The organism is Aeromonas sp. QDB63 (assembly GCF_027707425.1).
In the GTDB taxonomy this organism is placed as follows: domain Bacteria; phylum Pseudomonadota; class Gammaproteobacteria; order Enterobacterales; family Aeromonadaceae; genus Aeromonas; species Aeromonas caviae.
The window spans coordinates 121662-140003 of record NZ_JAPCIS010000004.1 but is presented as its reverse complement, the minus strand read 5'-3'; the positions used below and the strand labels follow the sequence as shown (position 1 = coordinate 140003).

Below are 18342 nucleotides of genomic sequence, written 5' to 3'. Positions count from 1 at the left end.
TATGACGGGGAATACGCGTGACTGACAAAACCTCACTGAGCTACAAGGATGCTGGCGTAGATATCGATGCCGGCAATGCACTGGTTGAACGTATCAAGGGCGTGTCAAAACGCACTCGTCGTCCTGAAGTCCTTGGTGGTCTTGGCGGCTTTGGGGCCCTGTGTCAAATCCCTGCTGGCTACAAGGAACCGGTACTGGTCTCCGGTACCGACGGGGTGGGCACCAAGCTGCGTCTGGCCATCGACCTGAAGAAGCACGACACCGTGGGGATCGACTTGGTCGCCATGTGCGTCAATGACCTCATCGTGCAGGGCGCCGAGCCCCTCTTCTTCCTCGACTACTATGCCACCGGCAAGCTGGACGTGGACACTGCCGCTGCCGTGGTCACCGGCATCGGCGCCGGCTGCGAACAGTCCGGCTGTGCTCTGGTCGGCGGTGAAACTGCCGAAATGCCTGGCATGTATGAAGGGGAAGATTACGACATCGCCGGTTTCTGCGTCGGCGTGGTGGAAAAGAGCGAGATCATCGACGGCAGCAAGGTTGGCGAAGGGGATGCCCTGATCGCCCTGGCCGCCAGCGGTCCCCACTCCAACGGCTTCTCCCTGGTGCGCAAGATCCTGGAAGTCTCCAAGGCCGACGTGCAGCAGCCGCTGGGTGACACCACCCTGGCCAACGCCCTGCTGGAGCCGACCCGCATCTATGTGAAGCCCGTGCTCAAGCTCATCAAGGAGTGCGAGATCCACGCCCTGTCCCACATCACAGGCGGCGGCTTCTGGGAGAACATCCCGCGCGTGCTGCCCGCCAACACCCAGGCGGTCATCGACGAGCAGAGCTGGCAGTGGCCGGCGGTGTTCAGCTGGCTGCAACAGGCAGGCAACGTCACCCGCCACGAGATGTATCGCACCTTCAACTGCGGCGTCGGCATGATCATCGCCCTGCCGGCGGATCAGCTGGACAAGGCCCTGGCCCTGCTCAAGGCCGAAGGCGAGAACGCCTGGCACATCGGCCACATCGCCAAGGCGGCCGATGGTGAGGAGCAGGTCATCATTCAATGAATGATCGGATCAACGGCCAGATGACTTCCCCTATGAAACGCATCCTCGTCCTCATCTCAGGCAGCGGCAGCAACCTGCAGGCCATCCTCGATGGCTGTGCCGGCGGCAAGATTGCCGGTCAGGTGGTCGGCGTCATCAGCAACAAGGCTGATGCCTATGGCCTGGTGCGTGCCAGGGAAGCCGGGGTGGCAACCGCCACCCTGGCCCAGCAGCAGTTCGCCAGCCGGGAGGAGTATGATGCCGCCCTGCTGGCCCTGATGGCGGATTATCAGCCGGATCTGGTGGTGCTGGCCGGCTTTATGCGGATCCTGAGCGCCGACCTCGTGCGCCACTTCGCGGGGAGGATGATCAACATCCACCCCTCGTTGCTGCCGAAATACCAGGGTCTGCACACCCACCAGCGCGCCATCGAGGCCGGTGATGACGAGCACGGCGCCAGCGTCCACTTCGTCACCGAAGAGCTCGACGGCGGCCCGGTGATCCTCCAGGCACGGGTCCCCATCTTCGAAGGGGACAGTGCCGACGAGGTGGCGGCCCGGGTCCAGGTGCAGGAGCACAGCATCTACCCCCTGGTGGTGCAGTGGTTCTGTGAAGGGCGCTTGCAGATGCGAGAAGGGTCTGCCTTCCTCGATGGCAAGCAGCTTGGCCTGGCAGGCTATGCCAGCGAGTAACCGCTAGCAGCCGTAAGACACAACAAGGGAGGCTTAGGCCTCCCTTGTCATTTCCATCGACCAGCGCAATGGCTGTCATCACGTCCGATGACGCCGCTGCGCGGCTAATCGGCCCTACACCGGATTGTCGATATCGATAAAGGTCACCTCCAACCCGTGTACGGTGGCGAGCCACTCTCCCAGCGCCTTGACGCCGTAGCGCTCGGTGGCGTGATGGCCTGCGGCGTAGAAGTGCATGCCCATCTCGCGGGCGGTGTGGATGGTCTGCTCGGAGGCTTCGCCGGAGATGAAGGCATCGATGCCCTGCTCCGCCGCCTGGCTGATGTAGCTCTGGCCACCGCCGGTGCACCAGGCCACGGAGCGGATGAGCTCGGGACCACTGTCACCACAATGAAGCGGCTCGCGACCGAGACGCTCGGCAATCAGCTTGGCAAAATCGCTGCCGCTCATGGGCTCCTCCAGCTTGCCCACCATTGCGACGCTCTTGCTGTTCCAGGGTTCGAGGCCGCGACGCACCTTGATGCCAAGCAGCCTGGCAAGCTGGGCGTTGTTCCCCACCTCGGGGTGCACGTCCAGCGGCAGGTGGTAGGCAAACAGGTTGATGTCGTGGGTCAAGAGGGTCTTGAGACGACGCTGCTTCATGCCGGTGATCTGGGCCGGCTCGCCGCTCCAGAAGTAGCCGTGATGGACCAGGATGGCGTCAGCATCAGCGGCCACGGCGGCATCGATGAGGGCCTGGCTGGCGGTGACGCCGGTCACCACCTTGCGAATGCGCTCGCGCCCCTCCACCTGCAGGCCGTTGGGGCAGTAATCCTTGATGGCATGGGGTTCGAGCAGGTGGTTGAGCAGGCTTTCCAGTTTACGATGAGAGATCATGGGGGTCTCCTAGCTGGGCTCCCCACGCACTGTGCGGGGAGCCGGATTCCGATCGTCAGAGCCCATGATAATCGAGCCGGACCGGCAAGGCCATGCGCCTGTCAGGCCTAGGCGGGCAGCTCGATGCCGGCGTCACGCATCTGGGCCAGCTTGTAACGCAGGGTGCGCGGGCTGATGCCGAGCTTGTCGGCCACCGCCTTGCGACTGCCGTTGCACTCCTGCAGGGTGTCCAGAATGATCTGGTGCTCCTGCTGCTTGAGTTCGCCGCCGAGCCCCTCCCCTGACAGCCGCTCGAGCGGGCGCACCAGGGTCTCGTCCGTCTCCTCCAGGATCAGGTGCTCACAGTCGATGAGGCCGTCTGGACAGAGGATCAGGGCGCGCTGAACCACGTTGTCGAGCTCGCGCACGTTGCCGGGCCAGGGGTGAGCCATCAGACGCTCTCGGGCGTCCTCTGCGAGCTGCGGCGTCGGCAGCCCCATCTGGCTGGCATGCAGCGCCAGCAGATGCTCCGCCAGGGGAAGAATGTCCCCCGGGCGCTCCCAGAGCGCCGTCCAGCGCAGGGGGAAGACGTTGAGGCGGTAGTAGAGATCCTCGCGGAACAACCCGTCCTGCACCGCTTTTTTCAGATCCCGGTTGCTGGTGGCAATGACCCGCACATCCAGGGGGATCATCTTGCGGCTGCCGAGCCGCTCCACCTCTTTCTCCTGCAAGACCCGCAGCAGCTTGGCCTGCAGTCCCAGATCCATCTCGGTGATCTCGTCGAGCAGCAGGGTTCCTCCCTGAGCCTGCTCGAACTTGCCAGGGCACCCCTGCACCGCACCGGTGAAAGCGCCCTTCTCGTAGCCAAACAGGGTCGCTTCCAGCATGTTCTCCGGAATGGCGGCGCAGTTGATGGCGACGAAGGCCTGTTCTGCCCGGTTGGAGTGGTCGTGAATGTAGCGAGCCAACACCTCCTTGCCCGTCCCGCTCGGGCCGGTCACCATGACGGTGGCTTCGCTTCTCGCCACCCGGGTCGCCAGCTGGAACAGCTCCGCAGTCCTAGGGTCCCCGTACACCACGGCCCGCTTCTCCACCTTCTGGGCCGGCACATAACGGCTGACCTGGTTGAGCAGCACCTCGGGGGAGAAGGGCTTGGCCAGATAGTCGATCGCCCCCTCGCGCATGGCGCGCACCGCCCCGTCGATGTTGGCGTAGGCAGTCATCAGGAGCACAGGCACCTGGGGATATTGCTGGCGGATGTTGGCGAGCAGGGTCAGGCCATCCATGCCCCCCATCTGGATGTCGGAGATCACCATGTCAAAGCGCTGACGGGACAGGGCAAGCAGGGCCCGCTCGCCGCTGTCCACCTCGCGGCACTCATACCCACCGAGCAGCAGGGTATCCACCAGCGCCTCGCGCAGGCCGTTGTCATCTTCCACCACCAGAATGCGAGCCTGGGTCATGCCACACCTCCTACAACCAACATGGCCTTGTCGAGAATCATCTTCACCGGCGCTCCGGCTTTTGCGCGCCTCATGCCACGCCCCCCAACTGAACCTGTTGCTGATGCAGGGGGAAGGACAGGGTAAAACAGGTGCCCTCGCCAGGGACCGAGGCCACGCTTACCTCTCCCTGATGGGCTCGTACCACCGACTGCACCACCGCAAGACCGAGGCCCGTGCCTTGGGATCGGGTGGTAAAGAAGGGTTCGAAGATCTGGTTGAGCAGGGAGGGGGCCATCCCCTTACCGTTGTCGATGACCCGCATCTCCACCCGGTTGCCGCTGCGCACAGCGCTCACCAGGAGCGAATCGGCACCGGCCTGCCGGGCGTTGGCGATGAGGTTGTTGATGGCCCCCGCCAGGGCACTGCTGTTGGCAAGCAGACAGAGATCGGGCTCAGGGGCCTCCAGATGCAAGGCGCAGCCCTGCTGCTGGCAGAAGGCTTCGGCCCCCGCCTGCACTTCCGCCAGCAAGCCCTGCACCGAGAGGGGCGCCACCACCTGGTTGTCGCCATTGCGGGCAAACAGCAGGATGTCGTTGATCTGCTTCTCGAGATCCTGCAGGCGCGCCATCAATTTTTGCTGGAACTGGCTGCGGGATTCAGGCTTGAGGGTGCGGTTGGCCAGGTTGGCCGCATAGAGCATGGCAGCGGAGAGCGGGGTGCGGATCTGGTGCGCCAGAGAAGCCGCCATGTTGCCAAGGGCGGAGAGGCGCTTCATGTGGTTGACCCTGTCCTGCAACTGGCGGGTCTCGGTCAAGTCGGTAATGAACACCAGTTGGCCGGGCTGATCCGGCAGCGGCTGGGTCGACAGCTGGACCCGGCGGCTGTCGCGCAAGGAGATCTCATGACCGTCATCCTCACGGGGTTCGAAGCAGCGGGCGATGATCTGGCGCCAGGAAAGGCCCTCCAGTGGCTCTCCCAGCAGCGCCAGGGCGGCAGGGTTTGCACGGGTGATCAGCCCCTCGCCATCGAGCAGCAGCACGCCGGTCGGCAGCGCCGTGAAGATGGCGTAAAGCTGACTCACTTCATGTGACTGGAGGGGGGCATCCTGCTGCAAGATTGTCATAAAGCTGACCTCAAACTGGCGATTGAGTCAGCTTATTCAATTTCCATGCCAGCAAAATAGACGTTATTTATCAATGTATTGGGTCAATGCGTCAAAGCATTGACCTCAATTGTCCTTGCTCATGCCGTACTTCTTCATCTTCTCCACCAGGGTGGTGCGGCGCATGCTGAGCAGGTCGGCGGCGCGGGCCACTACCCCATCCTGGGACTCCAGGGCCTGGCGGATCAGCTCCACCTCGAGGTCGGCCAGCATCTCCTTGAGATTGACCCCCTCCTGAGGCAACTGCATGGGCAGGGGCATGGCGATGCCGGGATCCAGCTCTGGTGGGGACTGGAACACGGCAGCCAGGGCGTCCCGCTCGTCCATCTCGGTGAGCCGTTCATCTCGTGGCTCGCAGGGCAGCAGACGATAGCGGCCGGGCAGATCCGCCACATCGACGATCTGGTTCGGATAGAGGATGAGCAGGCGCTCGATGAGGTTGGACAGCTCGCGCACGTTGCCGGGCCAGACGTACTGCATCAGGGACTCCATGGCGCGCTGGGTCAGACGGATGATCCCCTTGTGCTGTTCGGCATGGCGATTGAGCAGCTCCTGCAGCAGCAGCGGGATGTCGTCGGCCCGATCCCGCAGGGGGGGCGTCTCGATGGGGAACACATTGAGGCGGTAGTAGAGATCTTCGCGAAATGCCTGGGTGCGGATCATGGCTTCCAGATCCCGGTGGGTCGCCGCGATCACCCTCACATCTGCCTGGACGGCCTTGCCGCCCCCGACCCGGTCGAACTGGCGCTCCTGCAGCACCCGCAGCAACTTGACCTGCATCGGCAGCGGCATGTCGCCGATTTCGTCGAGGAAGAGGGTGCCCCCCTGGGCCAGTTCGAAGCGGCCGCGCCGGGCGGCAATGGCACCGGTGAAGGCCCCCTTCTCGTGACCGAACAGCTCGCTCTCGAGCAGCTCCGCCGGAATGGCGCCGCAGTTGATGGGCACGAAGGGGCCCGCGCTTCGGGCGGACAGCTCGTGGATGGCGCGAGCCACCACCTCCTTGCCGGTCCCGGACTCACCGAGGATCAGTACGTTGGCGTCGGTCTCGGCCACCTGGCCGATGAGACGGCGCACCTCCTGAATGCCCCTCCCCTTGCCCACCAGCAGGCGCAGCAGGGTCTGACCCTTGTCGTGGGTCTGATGACGGGGATGCAGGGAGATGAAGGCCTGGCAGAAGTGCAGATGACGGGTGAGGGACTCATAGGTAAAGGGCGCCTCGGCCACCCCGATGAAGTTGCTGCAACCATGGCTCGCTGGCATCAGGGAGAGGAAGGGCAGACGAGGGTGGGCGGCAAGCAGCTCACTCAGGGCTCGCTCGCGCAGTTCCCCGGCCAGAATCCCCTGCAAGGGCCCGGCAGTCTCGATGGCCACATCGAGATCGCTCTCCACCACCTCCTGCCAGGGGATCCCCATGAAGGAGAGCACAGTCCCCAGTTGCTGGCGCCGCACATCATCGGCATCAACAAGCAGCACACCCATAGCCATCCTATCCATATTTTCACACCTGACGCCAAGTTATTGTTTTTTAAGTGCTTATTAAAACCAATTTCGCACTGTGTCATAAGGGGGACAAAGTGCCAAAATTCTGGCGGATTGTCAAAACTTGTCGCATCCTCCCGGACCCTGGCGGGACGGGGATCACGCTTCCAGCCAGATTGAGTATCGGATGAAAACCAGCGAAGGGGAAAGAATGACGCCGACAGGGTGCGGCGTCAGAGGAGGGATCAGTGTTTCACGCTCTCCTGGGGAGCGGCATAGCGGCACTCGGGAAACCGGCTGCAGGCGAGGAACAGGCGACCGGCATGGGGACCCTTTCGTGCTTCCCGTGCCACCAGGGGCGCGGCACAGCGGGGGCAATGAGGGATCGTCTCCCGGGGCTCCTCCTCATCCGGATCGAGGAAGGGATTCTCCCCCATCAACACGGGCATTGCCTCTTCGGCCTGGGGGGGCGGCACCTGGGGCTCCCTGGCAGCCCCCGGGTGTGACGTGCCCAGATCGACACCATCGAGCAGCAGCGGGCTGAAGGTCGGTTCGCGGCGCTCGCCGGGCAGCAGGTCATCCACCGGCGCCGTCGTTCTCGCCAGCAGGGGCAGCAGTTGCTCCCGCAACTCGTCGACCTGGTAGTGGCTGCTGGCCGGGATCTGCAACAGCGGCAGACCGGCGCCATCGCAGGCCGCCTTCAGGAAGAGATCCCGCGCCTTGCGCTTCTGGTGGCGATGCCCCTCGTCATCCAGCTCCACGGCACACAGGAAAGAGAGATCCGCCGGGTGGCAGAGCAGAAAATCGAAGTGCTTCTCCCCTATCTTGCCGAGCGCCTGCTGGCGCTTGCCTTTGCCAAGGTGCGCCTCGGGCGTCAGTACATAGGAGGCTCGTACCTTGGCAAAGACACGGGCCTTGTCCCCCACCGCCTGATCCAGCACCCCGAAGAAGGTGCGCTCCGCTGGGCTCATCAAGGTTTCCTGCAGATCATAGGGCTCGGCTTTGCCCCCTTTCTCCCTGCGCCAGACGATCACCAGCAGGAGCAACCCCAGCAACACGGCTCCCGATACGACAAGGCTATTCATACACGCACATCCCGTTTACAAGACAAATTCAGTTCACACCAGAGGAAGGGGCACACTCTACCACGGGGAAAGCGACTCAGGCAGCGCAGAAATCAAGCCCGTCCCGGCATTCGCGTTTTTTCACTGAATTTGCGCAAGGCGGGCTTCATATGGCCTGTCACAGCAGGCACAATGCTAGAGCCCATGGACGTTCTGGCGCGCACCCCGTCGCCGCCAGGTGTCAACGGACCCCACGCAGCCCCATTCAAGGAGAGCAGGATGCAAAAGCAATTGGTCGTCACCGTGATCGGCGCAGACAAACCTGGGATCGTCGAGAGCCTGGCCGATACCATCACCCGGCAGCAGGGCAACTGGCTGGCCAGCTCCATGAGCGAGCTGGCGGGGCAATTTGCCGGCATTTTGCACGTCGCCGTGCCTGACGAGCATTACCGCAGCCTGTGCGAGGCCCTGGTGATGCTGCCTGGCCTCACCGTGAGCTTCGCCGAAGGGCAGCTGAGCCCGCAACCGGCCCATCAGGTGATGCTCAGCGTCACCGGCAACGACAGACCGGGCATCGTCCACGAAGTGGCCAGCATCCTGCGCAAGCTCAACATCAACGTCGCCGACCTCACCACAGGTTGCGAACCTGCGCCCCACTCAGGCGCCCCTCTCTTCTATGCCCACGCCCTGGTGGCCCTGCCGCCGCAGCTCGAACTGGACGATCTCGTCACGGCCCTGGAGTCCCTCTCCGACGACCTCGTCGTCGACATCGATCAGGATCTGAGCGAATAGTGTCGCCTGTCATAAATTTGTCATGGTTTGACGCCATAACTTCCGCGCAGACGCAACCAGAGCAAAGAGGCACCAGATGAGCACCGACAAGCAGTATGAAGAGAAAGAGCTTAGCTGGCTCTCATTCAATGAACGGGTGTTGCAAGAGGCGATGGACAAGACGGTACCCCTCATCGAGCGGGTCCGCTTCCTCGGGATTTTCTCCTCCAATCAGGACGAGTTCTTCAAGGTACGGGTGTCGGACGTCAAGCGCCGCATCCTCATCAACGAAGTCCACGGCGGCGACGACGAGGCCAAGGTGCTGCTGCGCGCCATCCAGCAGAAGGTGATGGCGCTCGGCGAGGCGTTCGACAACACCTACAAGGAGCTGCTGATCGCGCTGGCCCGCCACAACATCTTCCTGGTGAACGAAAGCCAGCTCTCCGAGTCCATCCAGCAGTGGCTGCGGATCTTCTTTCGGGAAAAGGTGCTGCGCCACATCATCCCCATCCTCCTCAACAAGGAGGTCAACCCGGTCAAGTTCCTGAAAGACGAGCACACCTATCTCGCCATCGAAATGAAGAAGAACGGCCAGGTGATCCAGTACGCCCTGGTGGAAGTGCCCACCGACGATCTGCCCCGCTTCTTCCAGCTACCGCCGGAGGGCACCCGTCGCAAGAAGCAGATCATCATCCTGGACAACGTTATCCGCTTCTGTCTGGACGAGATCTTCAAGGGCTTCTTCGACTACGACGAGATTGCCGCCTACGCGGTCAAGCTGACCCGGGATGCCGAATACGATCTCTCCGACCAGCTGGACTTGAGCCTGGTGGACAAGATGAGTGACGGCTTGAAACAGCGCCTCACCGCCATGCCGGTGCGCTTCGTCTACGAGCGGGAGATGCCGGCGGCCATGATAAGCTTCTTGAAGCTCAAGCTGCAGATCAGCTCCTACGACGCCATCATGCCCGGTGGGCGCTATCACAACTTCAAGGATTTCATCGGCTTCCCCAATGTGGGCCGGGATTATCTGGAAAACCCCAAGCTGCCGGCCCTCGATTGCCGCGACTTTGACGGCTTCGTCAACGCCTTCGACGCCATCGCCAAGCAGGACATCCTGCTCTACTACCCGTACCACAAGTTCCACCACTTCACCGAGCTGGTGCGCCAAGCGGCCTTCGACCCGGCGGTCAGCGCCATTCGCATCAACATCTACCGGGTGGCCAAGAAGTCGCGGATCATCCACTCCCTCATCGACGCCGCCAACAACGGCAAGAAGGTGACCGTGGTGGTGGAGCTGCGCGCCCGCTTCGACGAGGCGGCCAACATCGACTGGGCCAACATCCTGACCGACGCAGGCGTCAAGGTGGTGTTCGGGGTGCCCAGCCTCAAGATCCACTCCAAGCTCTGCCTCATCACCCGCCACGAGAACGGCGAGGCGGTGCGCTACGCCCACATCGGGACCGGCAACTTCAACGAGAAGACCGCCAAGATCTACACCGACTTCTCCCTGCTGACCCGCCATCCGGACATCACCGCCGAGGTGGAGAGCGTGTTCGAGTACATCGAGTACCCCTATCGGCGCTACAAGTTCAACCACCTGCTGGTCTCCCCCATCAACAGCCGCCGCCAGCTCTATCGCCTCATCGACAACGAGCTGGCCAACGCCAAGGCGGGGCAACCCAGCGGCATCACCCTCAAGATCAACAACCTGGTGGACAGAGACCTCATCAACCGGCTCTATGCCGCCGGCCAGGCCGGGGTGCCCATCCAGATGATCATCCGGGGCATGTGCGCCCTGCGCCCGGGGGTGCCGGGTCTGAGCGACAACATCCGGGTCATCAGCATCATCGACCGTTTCCTCGAACATCCGCGGGTGATGGTGTTCCACAACAAGGGCAATCCCCAGCTCTATATCTCCAGTGCCGACTGGATGAGCCGCAACATCGACGGTCGCATCGAGGTGGGCACCCCCATCTATGACGAGCGGCTCAAGCAGCGCATCCTCGACATTCTCGAGCTACAACTGAGTGATACCTGCAAGGCGCGGGTGATCGATGCCGACCAGAAGAACGAATACGTGAAGCGGGGCAACCGCCGCAAGGTCCGTTCCCAGGTGGCGATTTACGACTACCTCAAACGCATAGAGTCAAACCATGGACAATAGTCTGTACGCCGCTGTCGACCTGGGCTCGAACAGCTTCCACATGGTCATCGCCCGCCTCACCGAGGGGCGGATGCAGATCATCGATCGCATCAAGGAGCGAGTGCGCCTCGCCGAAGGGATGGACGAGCAGCGCCGCATGTCCCCGGAGGCCATGGCGCGCGGGCTGGACTGCCTCGCCCTGTTCGCCGAGCGGCTCACCAACATCAAGCCGGATCAGATCCGCATCGCCGGCACCTACACATTGCGCCGCGCCAGCAACGCCCACGACTTCGTGCGCGAGGCAGCCAAGGTGCTCAACCACCCCATCGAGATCATCAGCGGCCAGGAAGAGGCCCGCCTCATCTATCAGGGGGTCGCCCATACCCAGCACATCGAGGGCCAGGTGCTGGTGGTGGACATCGGCGGCGGCAGCACCGAGCTCATCATCGGCGAAGGGTTTGAGCACAAGGCGCTCACCAGCCGCAAGATGGGCTGCGTTAGCTTCACCCAGAGCTTCTTTGGCAACGGCAAGCTCGGCGAGAAGGCCTTCAACGCCGCCGTGTTGGAAGCCCAGCATCAGCTCGCCCCCATCATCAACCAGTACCGCAAGCTGGGCTGGCAGAGCTGCCTCGGCAGCTCGGGCTCCATCCGCACCGTGCGCGACGTGTTGCAGGGGGAAGAGTGGACCGATGGTGCCATCACCCTGGCGGGACTGGAGCGGCTGAAAGAAGAGATGCTCAAGCACAAGCGGGTCGATCAGCTCAAACTGGCGGGCCTCACCGAGGAGCGTCAGGGGGTCTTTGCCGCCGCGGTGGCCATCCTGCTCGGGCTATTCACCTCCCTGCCCATCGAGCGGATGGAGTACTCCGACGGCGCCCTGCGCGAAGGGTTGCTCTACGAGTTCGAGGAGCGCCTGCAGCATCACGACATTCGCGAACGTACCGCGCTTGCACTCAGCACTCACTATCGCATCGACAAGCGCCAGGCCACCCGGGTAGAGAGCAGCGTCCTCTCCCTGTTCGACGCCCTGAGCGGCCCCTGGGAGATGCCGGAAGAGCCCTATCGCGCCATCCTCGGCTGGGCTGCGCGGCTGCACGAGATCGGCCTTGCCATCAACTACAGCGGCATCCACAAACACTCCGCCTATATCTTGCAAAACACCGATCTGCCCGGCTTCAACCAGGACGATCAGGCCCTGCTGGCGGCCCTGGTGCGCTTTCACCGCAAGGGGCTCAAGCTCTCCGAGCTGCCGGCCCTGCCCAACCACGACGAGCAAACGGTGCTGCGCTGCATCCGCATCCTGCGCCTCGCGGTGGCGGCCCACCACAGGCGTCAGGACAACCTGCTGCCCGAGTGGAACGTGCAGGCCGCCGGGGATCAGCTGGTGGTCACCCTGCCCCTGGACTGGTGCGACGAGAACAAGTTGCTGATGCAGAACCTGGAAAAGGAGCACCGCTACTGCCACGAGCAGGGCTGGCCCCTGCTGTTCCAGCTCGGGTGATCCGCCCCTCTGTGCAAAAAGGCAGCCGATGGCTGCCTTTTTTGTCTCTTGTCCTTTCCTACTGCAGATCCGGCAGGATCAGCTTGGCTATCTCGAAGTAGATGATGAGGCCGGTACCGTCCACCAGGGTAGCGATGAAGGGGGCGGAGACCACCGCCGGGTCGATGCGAAAGCGACGCAGCACCATGGGAATCACCGAGGCGACGGTGGCGCTCCAGAGCACGATGGCGACGATGGTCAGGGTCACCACCATGCCGATCTCGGGCCCCACCCCCAGGCTCCAGGCCCGCACCCAGGCCGCCAGTGCGATGGCGGCCGAGATGAGCAGACCGGTGGAGATCTCCTTTTTCAGCACGGTGCCGAGGTTTTTCAGGCTCACCTCCCCCACCGCCATGGCACGCACTATGGTGGTGGTGATCTGGGTACCGCTGTTGCCACCGGTACCGATGAGGAGCGGGATGAAGAAGGCCAGGGCGATGGCCGCCTCCAGCTGCTCTTCAAAGGCCCGCAGCACGGTGCCTGTGTAGGCTTCCGCCACGAACAGGATCAGCAGCCAGCCCACCCGCTTGCGCCACAACTGCCAGGGGGTGGCCTGCAGATAGGGGGTATCCAGCGGCGAGGAGCCCCCTTGCAGCTCCGCATCCTCGGTGGACTCCAGCTCCAGGATGTCGGCGGCATCGTCCACGTGGAAGACCCCCACCAGACGCCCCTGATCTTCCACCGGCAGGAGCGAGAGGTCGCGGTCAATGAGCAGGCGGGCCGCCAGCTCCTGATCCGCCCGGGCGTTGATGCGCACCGCCTCCCCCTCCATCAGGTCCCCTACCGGCAGCAGAGGATCGGCGATCAGCAACGACTTGAGGGAGACGCTGCCAAGCAGGCGCTGCTCGCCGTCAACCACATAGAGATGACCGAACAGCCTGGCCTGATCCCAGGCGCCGTGGATCAGCTGCTTGGCGCTTTCCACCGTCGCATTGGCCTCCACTGCCAGATATTCGTGGCGCATGTTGGCCCCCACCGACTCGTTCGGCCAGGCCAGCAGGGACTGGAAGGCTTTGCGGGCGGGCTCTGGCAGCCGGGCTAGCAGGGTCTTGCGATCGTGCTCGTCGAGCCTGCGCAGGATGGCCAGCAGGTCACGACGGGCCAGGGTGCCCTGCAGTATCCCCACGATGCTGCCATGCAGCCTGAGCAGCAGATGGCCGGCACACTCCGCCGGGAGGGAGGCGAGCAAGGACGCCCCTTCCGGCATGGAGAGGGTATCGAAGATGCAGTTGAGCTCTTCCGGGCGCAGGGTCAGAAGCTGATCGGCACGGGCCACCGGATCCAGGTTGTGCGCCAGCCAGTTGCGCAGGGCAACCGGGTCGAGCAGTTGATGACGATTGAGCAGGGTGTGTGTTTTCTTCATCACAGATGTCCTCATGTGATTTCAGGCGAACCTGAACGCCTCCGGCACCGGGCCGGATGCAACGGCAAGAAAACAGCAATTTGATTGACGAGTAACAGGCAGGAAATGACGCCGTCCGGCGTGTTTTCATCCCCACGTACCAGCTTTAGCACTGCATAACGTATCCGGCATGCCGGAAGCCACTTGGGTTGACACCTTAATCCGATGAAAACTGTCCTGATCTTGGGCGTCTCTGGACGTCGTGAGATCAGTGGCCTGTGTTTATGCAGGAGCCTCGCCTAACGAGATGCTGCGAACATTGATTGCACGGCGCTACCGTGCGGGCGGCATCATCTGCCCAGGCGCAGGTCGAGTCAAGGCAAACGGGCCCCTGGCAACGGGTTGTTACAAATTGGCCGGACGACGGGCTCTTCATGAAACGAGGCTCCCCCGTACGTGGCACGGGGGAGCCTGCGGTCAACGGACGAACGTCAGCGGATATAGTCGAAGAGGGTCAGCTTGCTTATCTTGCTGAAGGCGAGCTGGGAGGCGCTCATGGCTGCATCCTCCTTGGAGAGGGCCGCGATCACCTCGTACATGTCCGCCTCGGACACCTTGGCCCGCGCCTGCTGGTTCAGGGTGCTGAGTCCGTCGTTGGAGCTCATCACCTGCTCCAGGCTGTTCATCCTTCCCCCCAGCTCCCCCAGTCCCCGGTCTATCTTGGTTCTGGCGTTGCTCATGTGGGTGGTGGCATCGGAGACCGCCAGCTGGAAATCGCTCTCGGACAGGGTCGGATCGCGCATGGCGGAGATGAAATCGGACATGCCATTGAGGATGTTGTCGTTTTTCGGGGTATCCAGCACGAAGTTCTGGGTCGCCGACCCCGCAGGGAGGTCGAGGGTGAGCGCCAGGCCGTTGAAGGGGATCTTGTTGCCCGCCACATAGTCGCCGCTTTGCAGCAGGGTGCCACCGCTGTCACGGATCTCGTAGGTGTCCGGCGGCCCGGCCAGGGTGCTGACCGCATATTGGTTGCTCGGCAGGGAAGAGTCATAGTTGTTGCGATAGAAGCTCTCGAAGTTCCCCTGATCCGCCACCGACACCTGGATGTTGCCACTGGCGGCGCTGGCAGTGCGCCGGGTCGCCACTATCTCGAACAGATCGAAACCGGAGTCGTTGGCCGGGATCTGCACCGTGGGTGAGACCTGGATGTTGCGCTGCCCCGTGTCCCCCTGGAACACATAGTTGCCACTGGCATCCTTGACGAAGGGCTGGGTCTTGCTCTGATTGCCGCCGAAGATGTACTCCCCCTGGGAGTTCTTGCTGTTCATCAGGTCGAACATCTGCTTTTGCAGCCCCTCCAGCTCGCTCGCGATGGCGCTGCGCTCCTCGGAGCCCATGGCGGAGTTGTTAGCCTTCTGGATCAGGGTCTGGGCACTGAGCATGGCGCTGTTGAGGGAGGTCAGCACCGTCTCCTCGTGGCCCAGGCTGTTCTCCAGCAGGCTGCCGTTGACGCCGTACTGCTTGAAGAGATCGATCTCCTTGGTCAGCGCCATCTTCTGGCTCATGCCGGCCGGATCCTCCCCGGAGCGGGAGAATTTATCCCCCGTCATCAACTGGTTGTAGGCGGTGTTCTGGCGCTCGCTCACCTTGCTCATGGAGGCAAGGTTGCGGTCATAGATCATGTTGGTGGTGATGCGCATGACTTACCTCACGGAGGAGAGCAGGGTGTCGAAGATGGTCTTGGCGGTGTTCACTATCTGGGCCGAGGCCGCATAGGACTGCTGGAAGCGGATGAGGTTGGCCGCCTCCTCCTCCAGATTGACGCCGGAGACACTCTCGAAGATGGCGGTACTCTGGGTCAGCTTCGCCTCGTTGGCCTGCAGCAGGGTCTTGGCCTGGCTGGTCTTGTTGCCAATGCCGCTTACCAGACCCGAGTAGGCATCGTTGAAGGTCATCTTGTCGTTGCTGGTGGCGGCGTTGTTGTTCTTGCGCACCAGCTCCTTGTTTTGCAGCTCCGCCAGCGCCAGGCCGTTGGCGTTGTCCGCGAAGCCGTCCTTGTTGTAGCTGAGCGTGAAGCTGTCGCTGGCCTCCACCTTGCCGGTGATGCTGAACTCATAGCCCGGGCTCTGGGTCGGATCGGCGTAGACCTTGGGCCCCCCCAGGGGGCTCTCGAGGGCGGCCATCAGGTTCTGTCCCTTGCTGGAGGCGGGGGCGACACCCAGCAGGTTGTTGTTCTTGTCATAGACCTCGTAGTTGCCGCTGCCGTCGATCTTGATGACCTGGGGGGCACTCGGGTCCAAAGTGTTGGTGCCAAAACCCGAGCCCGTGCCGGTGTTGTAGACACCGCCCAGCGCTATCTCGCCCGAGCCCAGGTTCTGGGATCCCTTGTCCGCCTTCAGGGGGGAAGCCAGCGCGATATCTTCAGGACGGGTGATCGCCTGCTCCAGGTTGGCAGCCGCATTCCGGGTGGGTTGCAACAAGATCTTGTCACCTGCAGCCGGTGTGCCGGAGAGATCGATTTCGATGCCGTGGCCCGTCACTTCGAAGGTGGCTGGCGGCGTGGTCCCCGTGGCGAGCGAGGTACGCTGCCCGCTGCCGTCGATGGCGAACACCTCGTAACCGGTGGCGCTGTTGAACCGCACCTCGTAGTCGAAGGTGGTGACCTCGCTCCCCTTGCCGGGAACGAAGTTGACGCTGGCCGCCCCGTTGCCCTGGTTGCTGGCGTAGGGCAACCCCTGGCTTCCTTTGAGGGTGAAGAGATCCCCCCCAAGCTCGTTGTCGAGATCCATCCCCAACCGGTTCTGCTGGTTCATGGCATCCCCCAAGGCGACGGCCATCTGCCCCAGCTCCCGCTTGGCGGGCTCCAGATCCCGACGCGCGGTGAAGAGGCCACCGATGGCACCGCCAATATCCTGGTCGTTGATGCTGGCCTGGTTCTTGCCCAGGGTCAGCTGCAGGGAAGGCTCACGGGAATCCGGGTCCCCCGGCACCACCTTGAACTGGGCCACGCCGCCATCGAGCACCAGGGAGTGCCCTGTGCTCATGTTGACCAGCATGCTGCCGTTGGGCTGGGTCACGGTGCGGATCTCCATCTTCTCGGAGAGCTGGCGAATGGCCTCATCACGCTGATCGAACAGCATCAGGTTCTCTTCAGGGGAGCCCTGGGTGCGGACGATGGACTGGTTCAGATCGTTGATGCTGTTCAGCAGGCTGTTCACCCTGTCCGTCTCGTCCCCTATGGTGGCGTTAATGGTATCGGACTGCTTGTCGAGCTGGGCGGAGAGGGTGTGGAATCTGTCCACCATACCGCTCAGTTCACTCAGGGTCGTCTGGCGCCCTCCGATCTCGGACGGTGACTCGTTGGCGGTGTGGAAAGCCTTGAAGTAGGAGGTGATGGTGGACCCCACACTGTTGCTGGCATCACCGAGCAGGCTGTCGAGCTGGAACAGTTGATCGTAGCGGGTGTTGGCGGCGTTATAAGCGGACGTATCACGGCGAACCTCGGCCTGGGCATAGGCGTTGATGATGCGATCACTCACCATGTCGCCCGTCCCCAATCTGACGGAATTGGTGTAGATCAGGGTGCGTTCACGTACATAGCCCTGGCTATTGACGTTCACTATGTTGTTGCTGGTGGTCTGCAGCAGCCGCTGCTGGGCCAACACACCCGAGGTCCCAATTCCAAGCAGATCGCTTGCCATAGCTTACAGCTCCATCTCTGTGTTCCTGTCTGCAATGTTACCGGGCGTCGAATAACCGGCGATGGCATCACTGCGCAACACTTGTTTAAGTTTCCTGGCGTACTGGGGATCGGTGGCATAACCGGCCTGCTGCAACGCCTCGAAGTAACGGTCCGGGCTGTCCACCTTGGCCAGCGCCCCCTTGTAGCGACTCCCAGAGGTCAGGAAATCCACGTAGTCGTTGAAGCTCTCTTCGAACGACTCGTAGGAGCGAAACGCCGCCTTCTGGCGCGAGGCCACCCCTTGCTCGTATTCCAGGGTGCTCACCACCGCCTTGGGGCCTTCCCAACGCGGATCCGCCTTGATGCCGAACAGGTTGTGCGTCACGTTTCCGTCTGCATCCTTGATCACCCGCTTTCCCCAGCCACTCTCAAGGGCGGCCTGGGCCACCAACACCGCCGGGCTCAACCCCAGCTTGTCCGCCGCCTTCTTGGCCAGCGGCATCAGCCTGTCGACGAACTCTTCCGGGCTATCAAACACCTTGGCGCTGCCATCCAGGGCCGAAGGCCTCTGGCTGCTGCCCATGGGCGGCACGGTGCGGTGGGGGCGTCTTGGCAGGGCCAGCGTACGCTCGGCCCCATTCAGCTCACCCTTCATTTCGTTATCAGCAAAATCTTTGCCAACTTTGGAGGCAGCAATCAGATCGTTGGAGGCACTGGGGGGTTGATAGGGCTTGTAGACCCGCTCGGTACGCTGGGGCAGCTTGAGTACCCGGCCATCCTGATGGGTGAAGGTCTGCTCGGGTGAGAGCTGCCTGGCCACCATCTCGGCAATGCCCAGCCCCCCCTTGCTCGACATGTCGGCAACCCGCTGCTCGTCCAGCATCCCTTCATAGAACTGGGTGTAGCTGCTGTTCATCGGGTTGCCCTCGGTGAGCACCGAGTTGGCCTGGCGCATCCCCTTGAACAGGGTCTGGGTGAAGATGGATTCGAACTGGCGGGCGGCCGCCATCAGGGCCCCTTGCTTCCCCTCCTTGCTCAGGCTCATCTGGCGCAGTTTGTCCAGGTTCTGGACGTCCTGCACCATGCCAATATTGATACCGCTCTGGGTGTCGAACTCTGCCATAACCTAC

Annotated in this window: 14 protein-coding genes and 1 riboswitch; of the genes, 5 read left to right on the top strand and 9 right to left on the bottom strand. The window is 62.7% G+C overall.

The features are described from left to right. The first annotated feature begins 17 nt into the window (after positions 1 to 17). Both purM and purN read left to right on the top strand, forming a co-directional pair. A complete protein-coding gene (gene purM / locus PG879_RS04590) occupies positions 18 to 1055 on the top strand; it encodes a phosphoribosylformylglycinamidine cyclo-ligase (RefSeq protein WP_139736376.1) in 1038 nt (345 codons plus the stop codon). 32 nt (positions 1056 to 1087) lie between these two features. Beyond that, the gene (purN, locus tag PG879_RS04585) at positions 1088 to 1726 is read left to right on the top strand and encodes a phosphoribosylglycinamide formyltransferase (RefSeq protein ID WP_210599820.1); all 639 of its coding nucleotides are present in this window, start codon (positions 1088 to 1090) and stop codon (positions 1724 to 1726) included. 114 nt (positions 1727 to 1840) lie between these two features. Here purN and PG879_RS04580 read toward each other — a convergent pair whose 3' ends face one another. The 5 genes from PG879_RS04580 to PG879_RS04560 all read right to left on the bottom strand — a co-directional run bounded on the left by PG879_RS04580 (position 1841) and on the right by PG879_RS04560 (position 7752). Next, positions 1841 to 2602 carry a Nif3-like dinuclear metal center hexameric protein gene (locus PG879_RS04580; RefSeq protein ID WP_010675276.1) on the bottom strand — a complete coding sequence of 254 codons (762 nt, stop codon included), beginning with the start codon at positions 2600 to 2602 and terminating at the stop codon, positions 1841 to 1843. A gap of 107 nt (positions 2603 to 2709) precedes the next feature. Beyond that, on the bottom strand, positions 2710 to 4044 hold the full coding sequence (locus tag PG879_RS04575) for a sigma-54-dependent transcriptional regulator (protein ID WP_202042286.1): 1335 nt from the start codon (positions 4042 to 4044) through the stop codon (positions 2710 to 2712). Positions 4045 to 4114: 70 nt separating this feature from the next. Beyond that, positions 4115 to 5149: a sensor histidine kinase gene (locus tag PG879_RS04570; protein ID WP_201985115.1), complete on the bottom strand. Its 1035-nt coding sequence runs from the start codon at positions 5147 to 5149 to the stop codon at positions 4115 to 4117. A 105-nt stretch (positions 5150 to 5254) separates the two neighbouring features. Continuing rightward, positions 5255 to 6673, bottom strand: a complete 1419-nt coding sequence (locus tag PG879_RS04565; protein ID WP_270829867.1) for a sigma-54 dependent transcriptional regulator — start codon at positions 6671 to 6673, stop codon at positions 5255 to 5257. 239 nt (positions 6674 to 6912) lie between these two features. Next, positions 6913 to 7752 carry a DUF2726 domain-containing protein gene (locus tag PG879_RS04560; RefSeq protein ID WP_182936087.1) on the bottom strand — a complete coding sequence of 280 codons (840 nt, stop codon included), beginning with the start codon at positions 7750 to 7752 and terminating at the stop codon, positions 6913 to 6915. A gap of 258 nt (positions 7753 to 8010) precedes the next feature. On the opposite strand from PG879_RS04560, the gene PG879_RS04555 reads away from it, so the two are divergent. The 3 genes from PG879_RS04555 (at position 8011) to ppx (ending at position 12149) form a co-directional block, all read left to right on the top strand. After that, positions 8011 to 8523, top strand: coding sequence for a glycine cleavage system protein R (locus tag PG879_RS04555; protein ID WP_128318215.1), 513 nt, complete (start codon positions 8011 to 8013; stop codon positions 8521 to 8523). 76 nt (positions 8524 to 8599) lie between these two features. Beyond that, positions 8600 to 10669 carry a polyphosphate kinase 1 gene (gene ppk1 / locus PG879_RS04550; protein ID WP_010675282.1) on the top strand — a complete coding sequence of 690 codons (2070 nt, stop codon included), beginning with the start codon at positions 8600 to 8602 and terminating at the stop codon, positions 10667 to 10669. Next, positions 10659 to 12149 (top strand): exopolyphosphatase, encoded by a 1491-nt coding sequence (gene ppx, locus PG879_RS04545; RefSeq protein WP_201985118.1) that lies wholly within the window; start codon positions 10659 to 10661, stop codon positions 12147 to 12149. The genes ppk1 and ppx overlap by 11 nt, the downstream gene beginning before the upstream one ends. Before the next feature lie 58 nt (positions 12150 to 12207). Here ppx and mgtE read toward each other — a convergent pair whose 3' ends face one another. The 4 genes from mgtE to flgJ all read right to left on the bottom strand — a co-directional run bounded on the left by mgtE (position 12208) and on the right by flgJ (position 18335). Beyond that, a complete protein-coding gene (mgtE, locus tag PG879_RS04540) occupies positions 12208 to 13551 on the bottom strand; it encodes a magnesium transporter (protein WP_042864119.1) in 1344 nt (447 codons plus the stop codon). A gap of 123 nt (positions 13552 to 13674) precedes the next feature. Then, positions 13675 to 13844: riboswitch (M-box (ykoK) riboswitch) on the bottom strand. Positions 13845 to 14021: 177 nt separating this feature from the next. Then, positions 14022 to 15230, bottom strand: a complete 1209-nt coding sequence (gene flgL / locus PG879_RS04535; protein ID WP_005329788.1) for a flagellar hook-associated protein FlgL — start codon at positions 15228 to 15230, stop codon at positions 14022 to 14024. A 3-nt stretch (positions 15231 to 15233) separates the two neighbouring features. Further along, positions 15234 to 17231 (bottom strand): FlgK family flagellar hook-associated protein, encoded by a 1998-nt coding sequence (locus PG879_RS04530; RefSeq protein WP_201985120.1) that lies wholly within the window; start codon positions 17229 to 17231, stop codon positions 15234 to 15236. Between the two features lie 3 nt (positions 17232 to 17234). After that, entirely contained in the window at positions 17235 to 18335 is a 1101-nt protein-coding gene (gene flgJ, locus PG879_RS04525) for a flagellar assembly peptidoglycan hydrolase FlgJ (RefSeq protein ID WP_042017546.1), read from the bottom strand. Positions 18336 to 18342 lie beyond the last annotated feature (7 nt).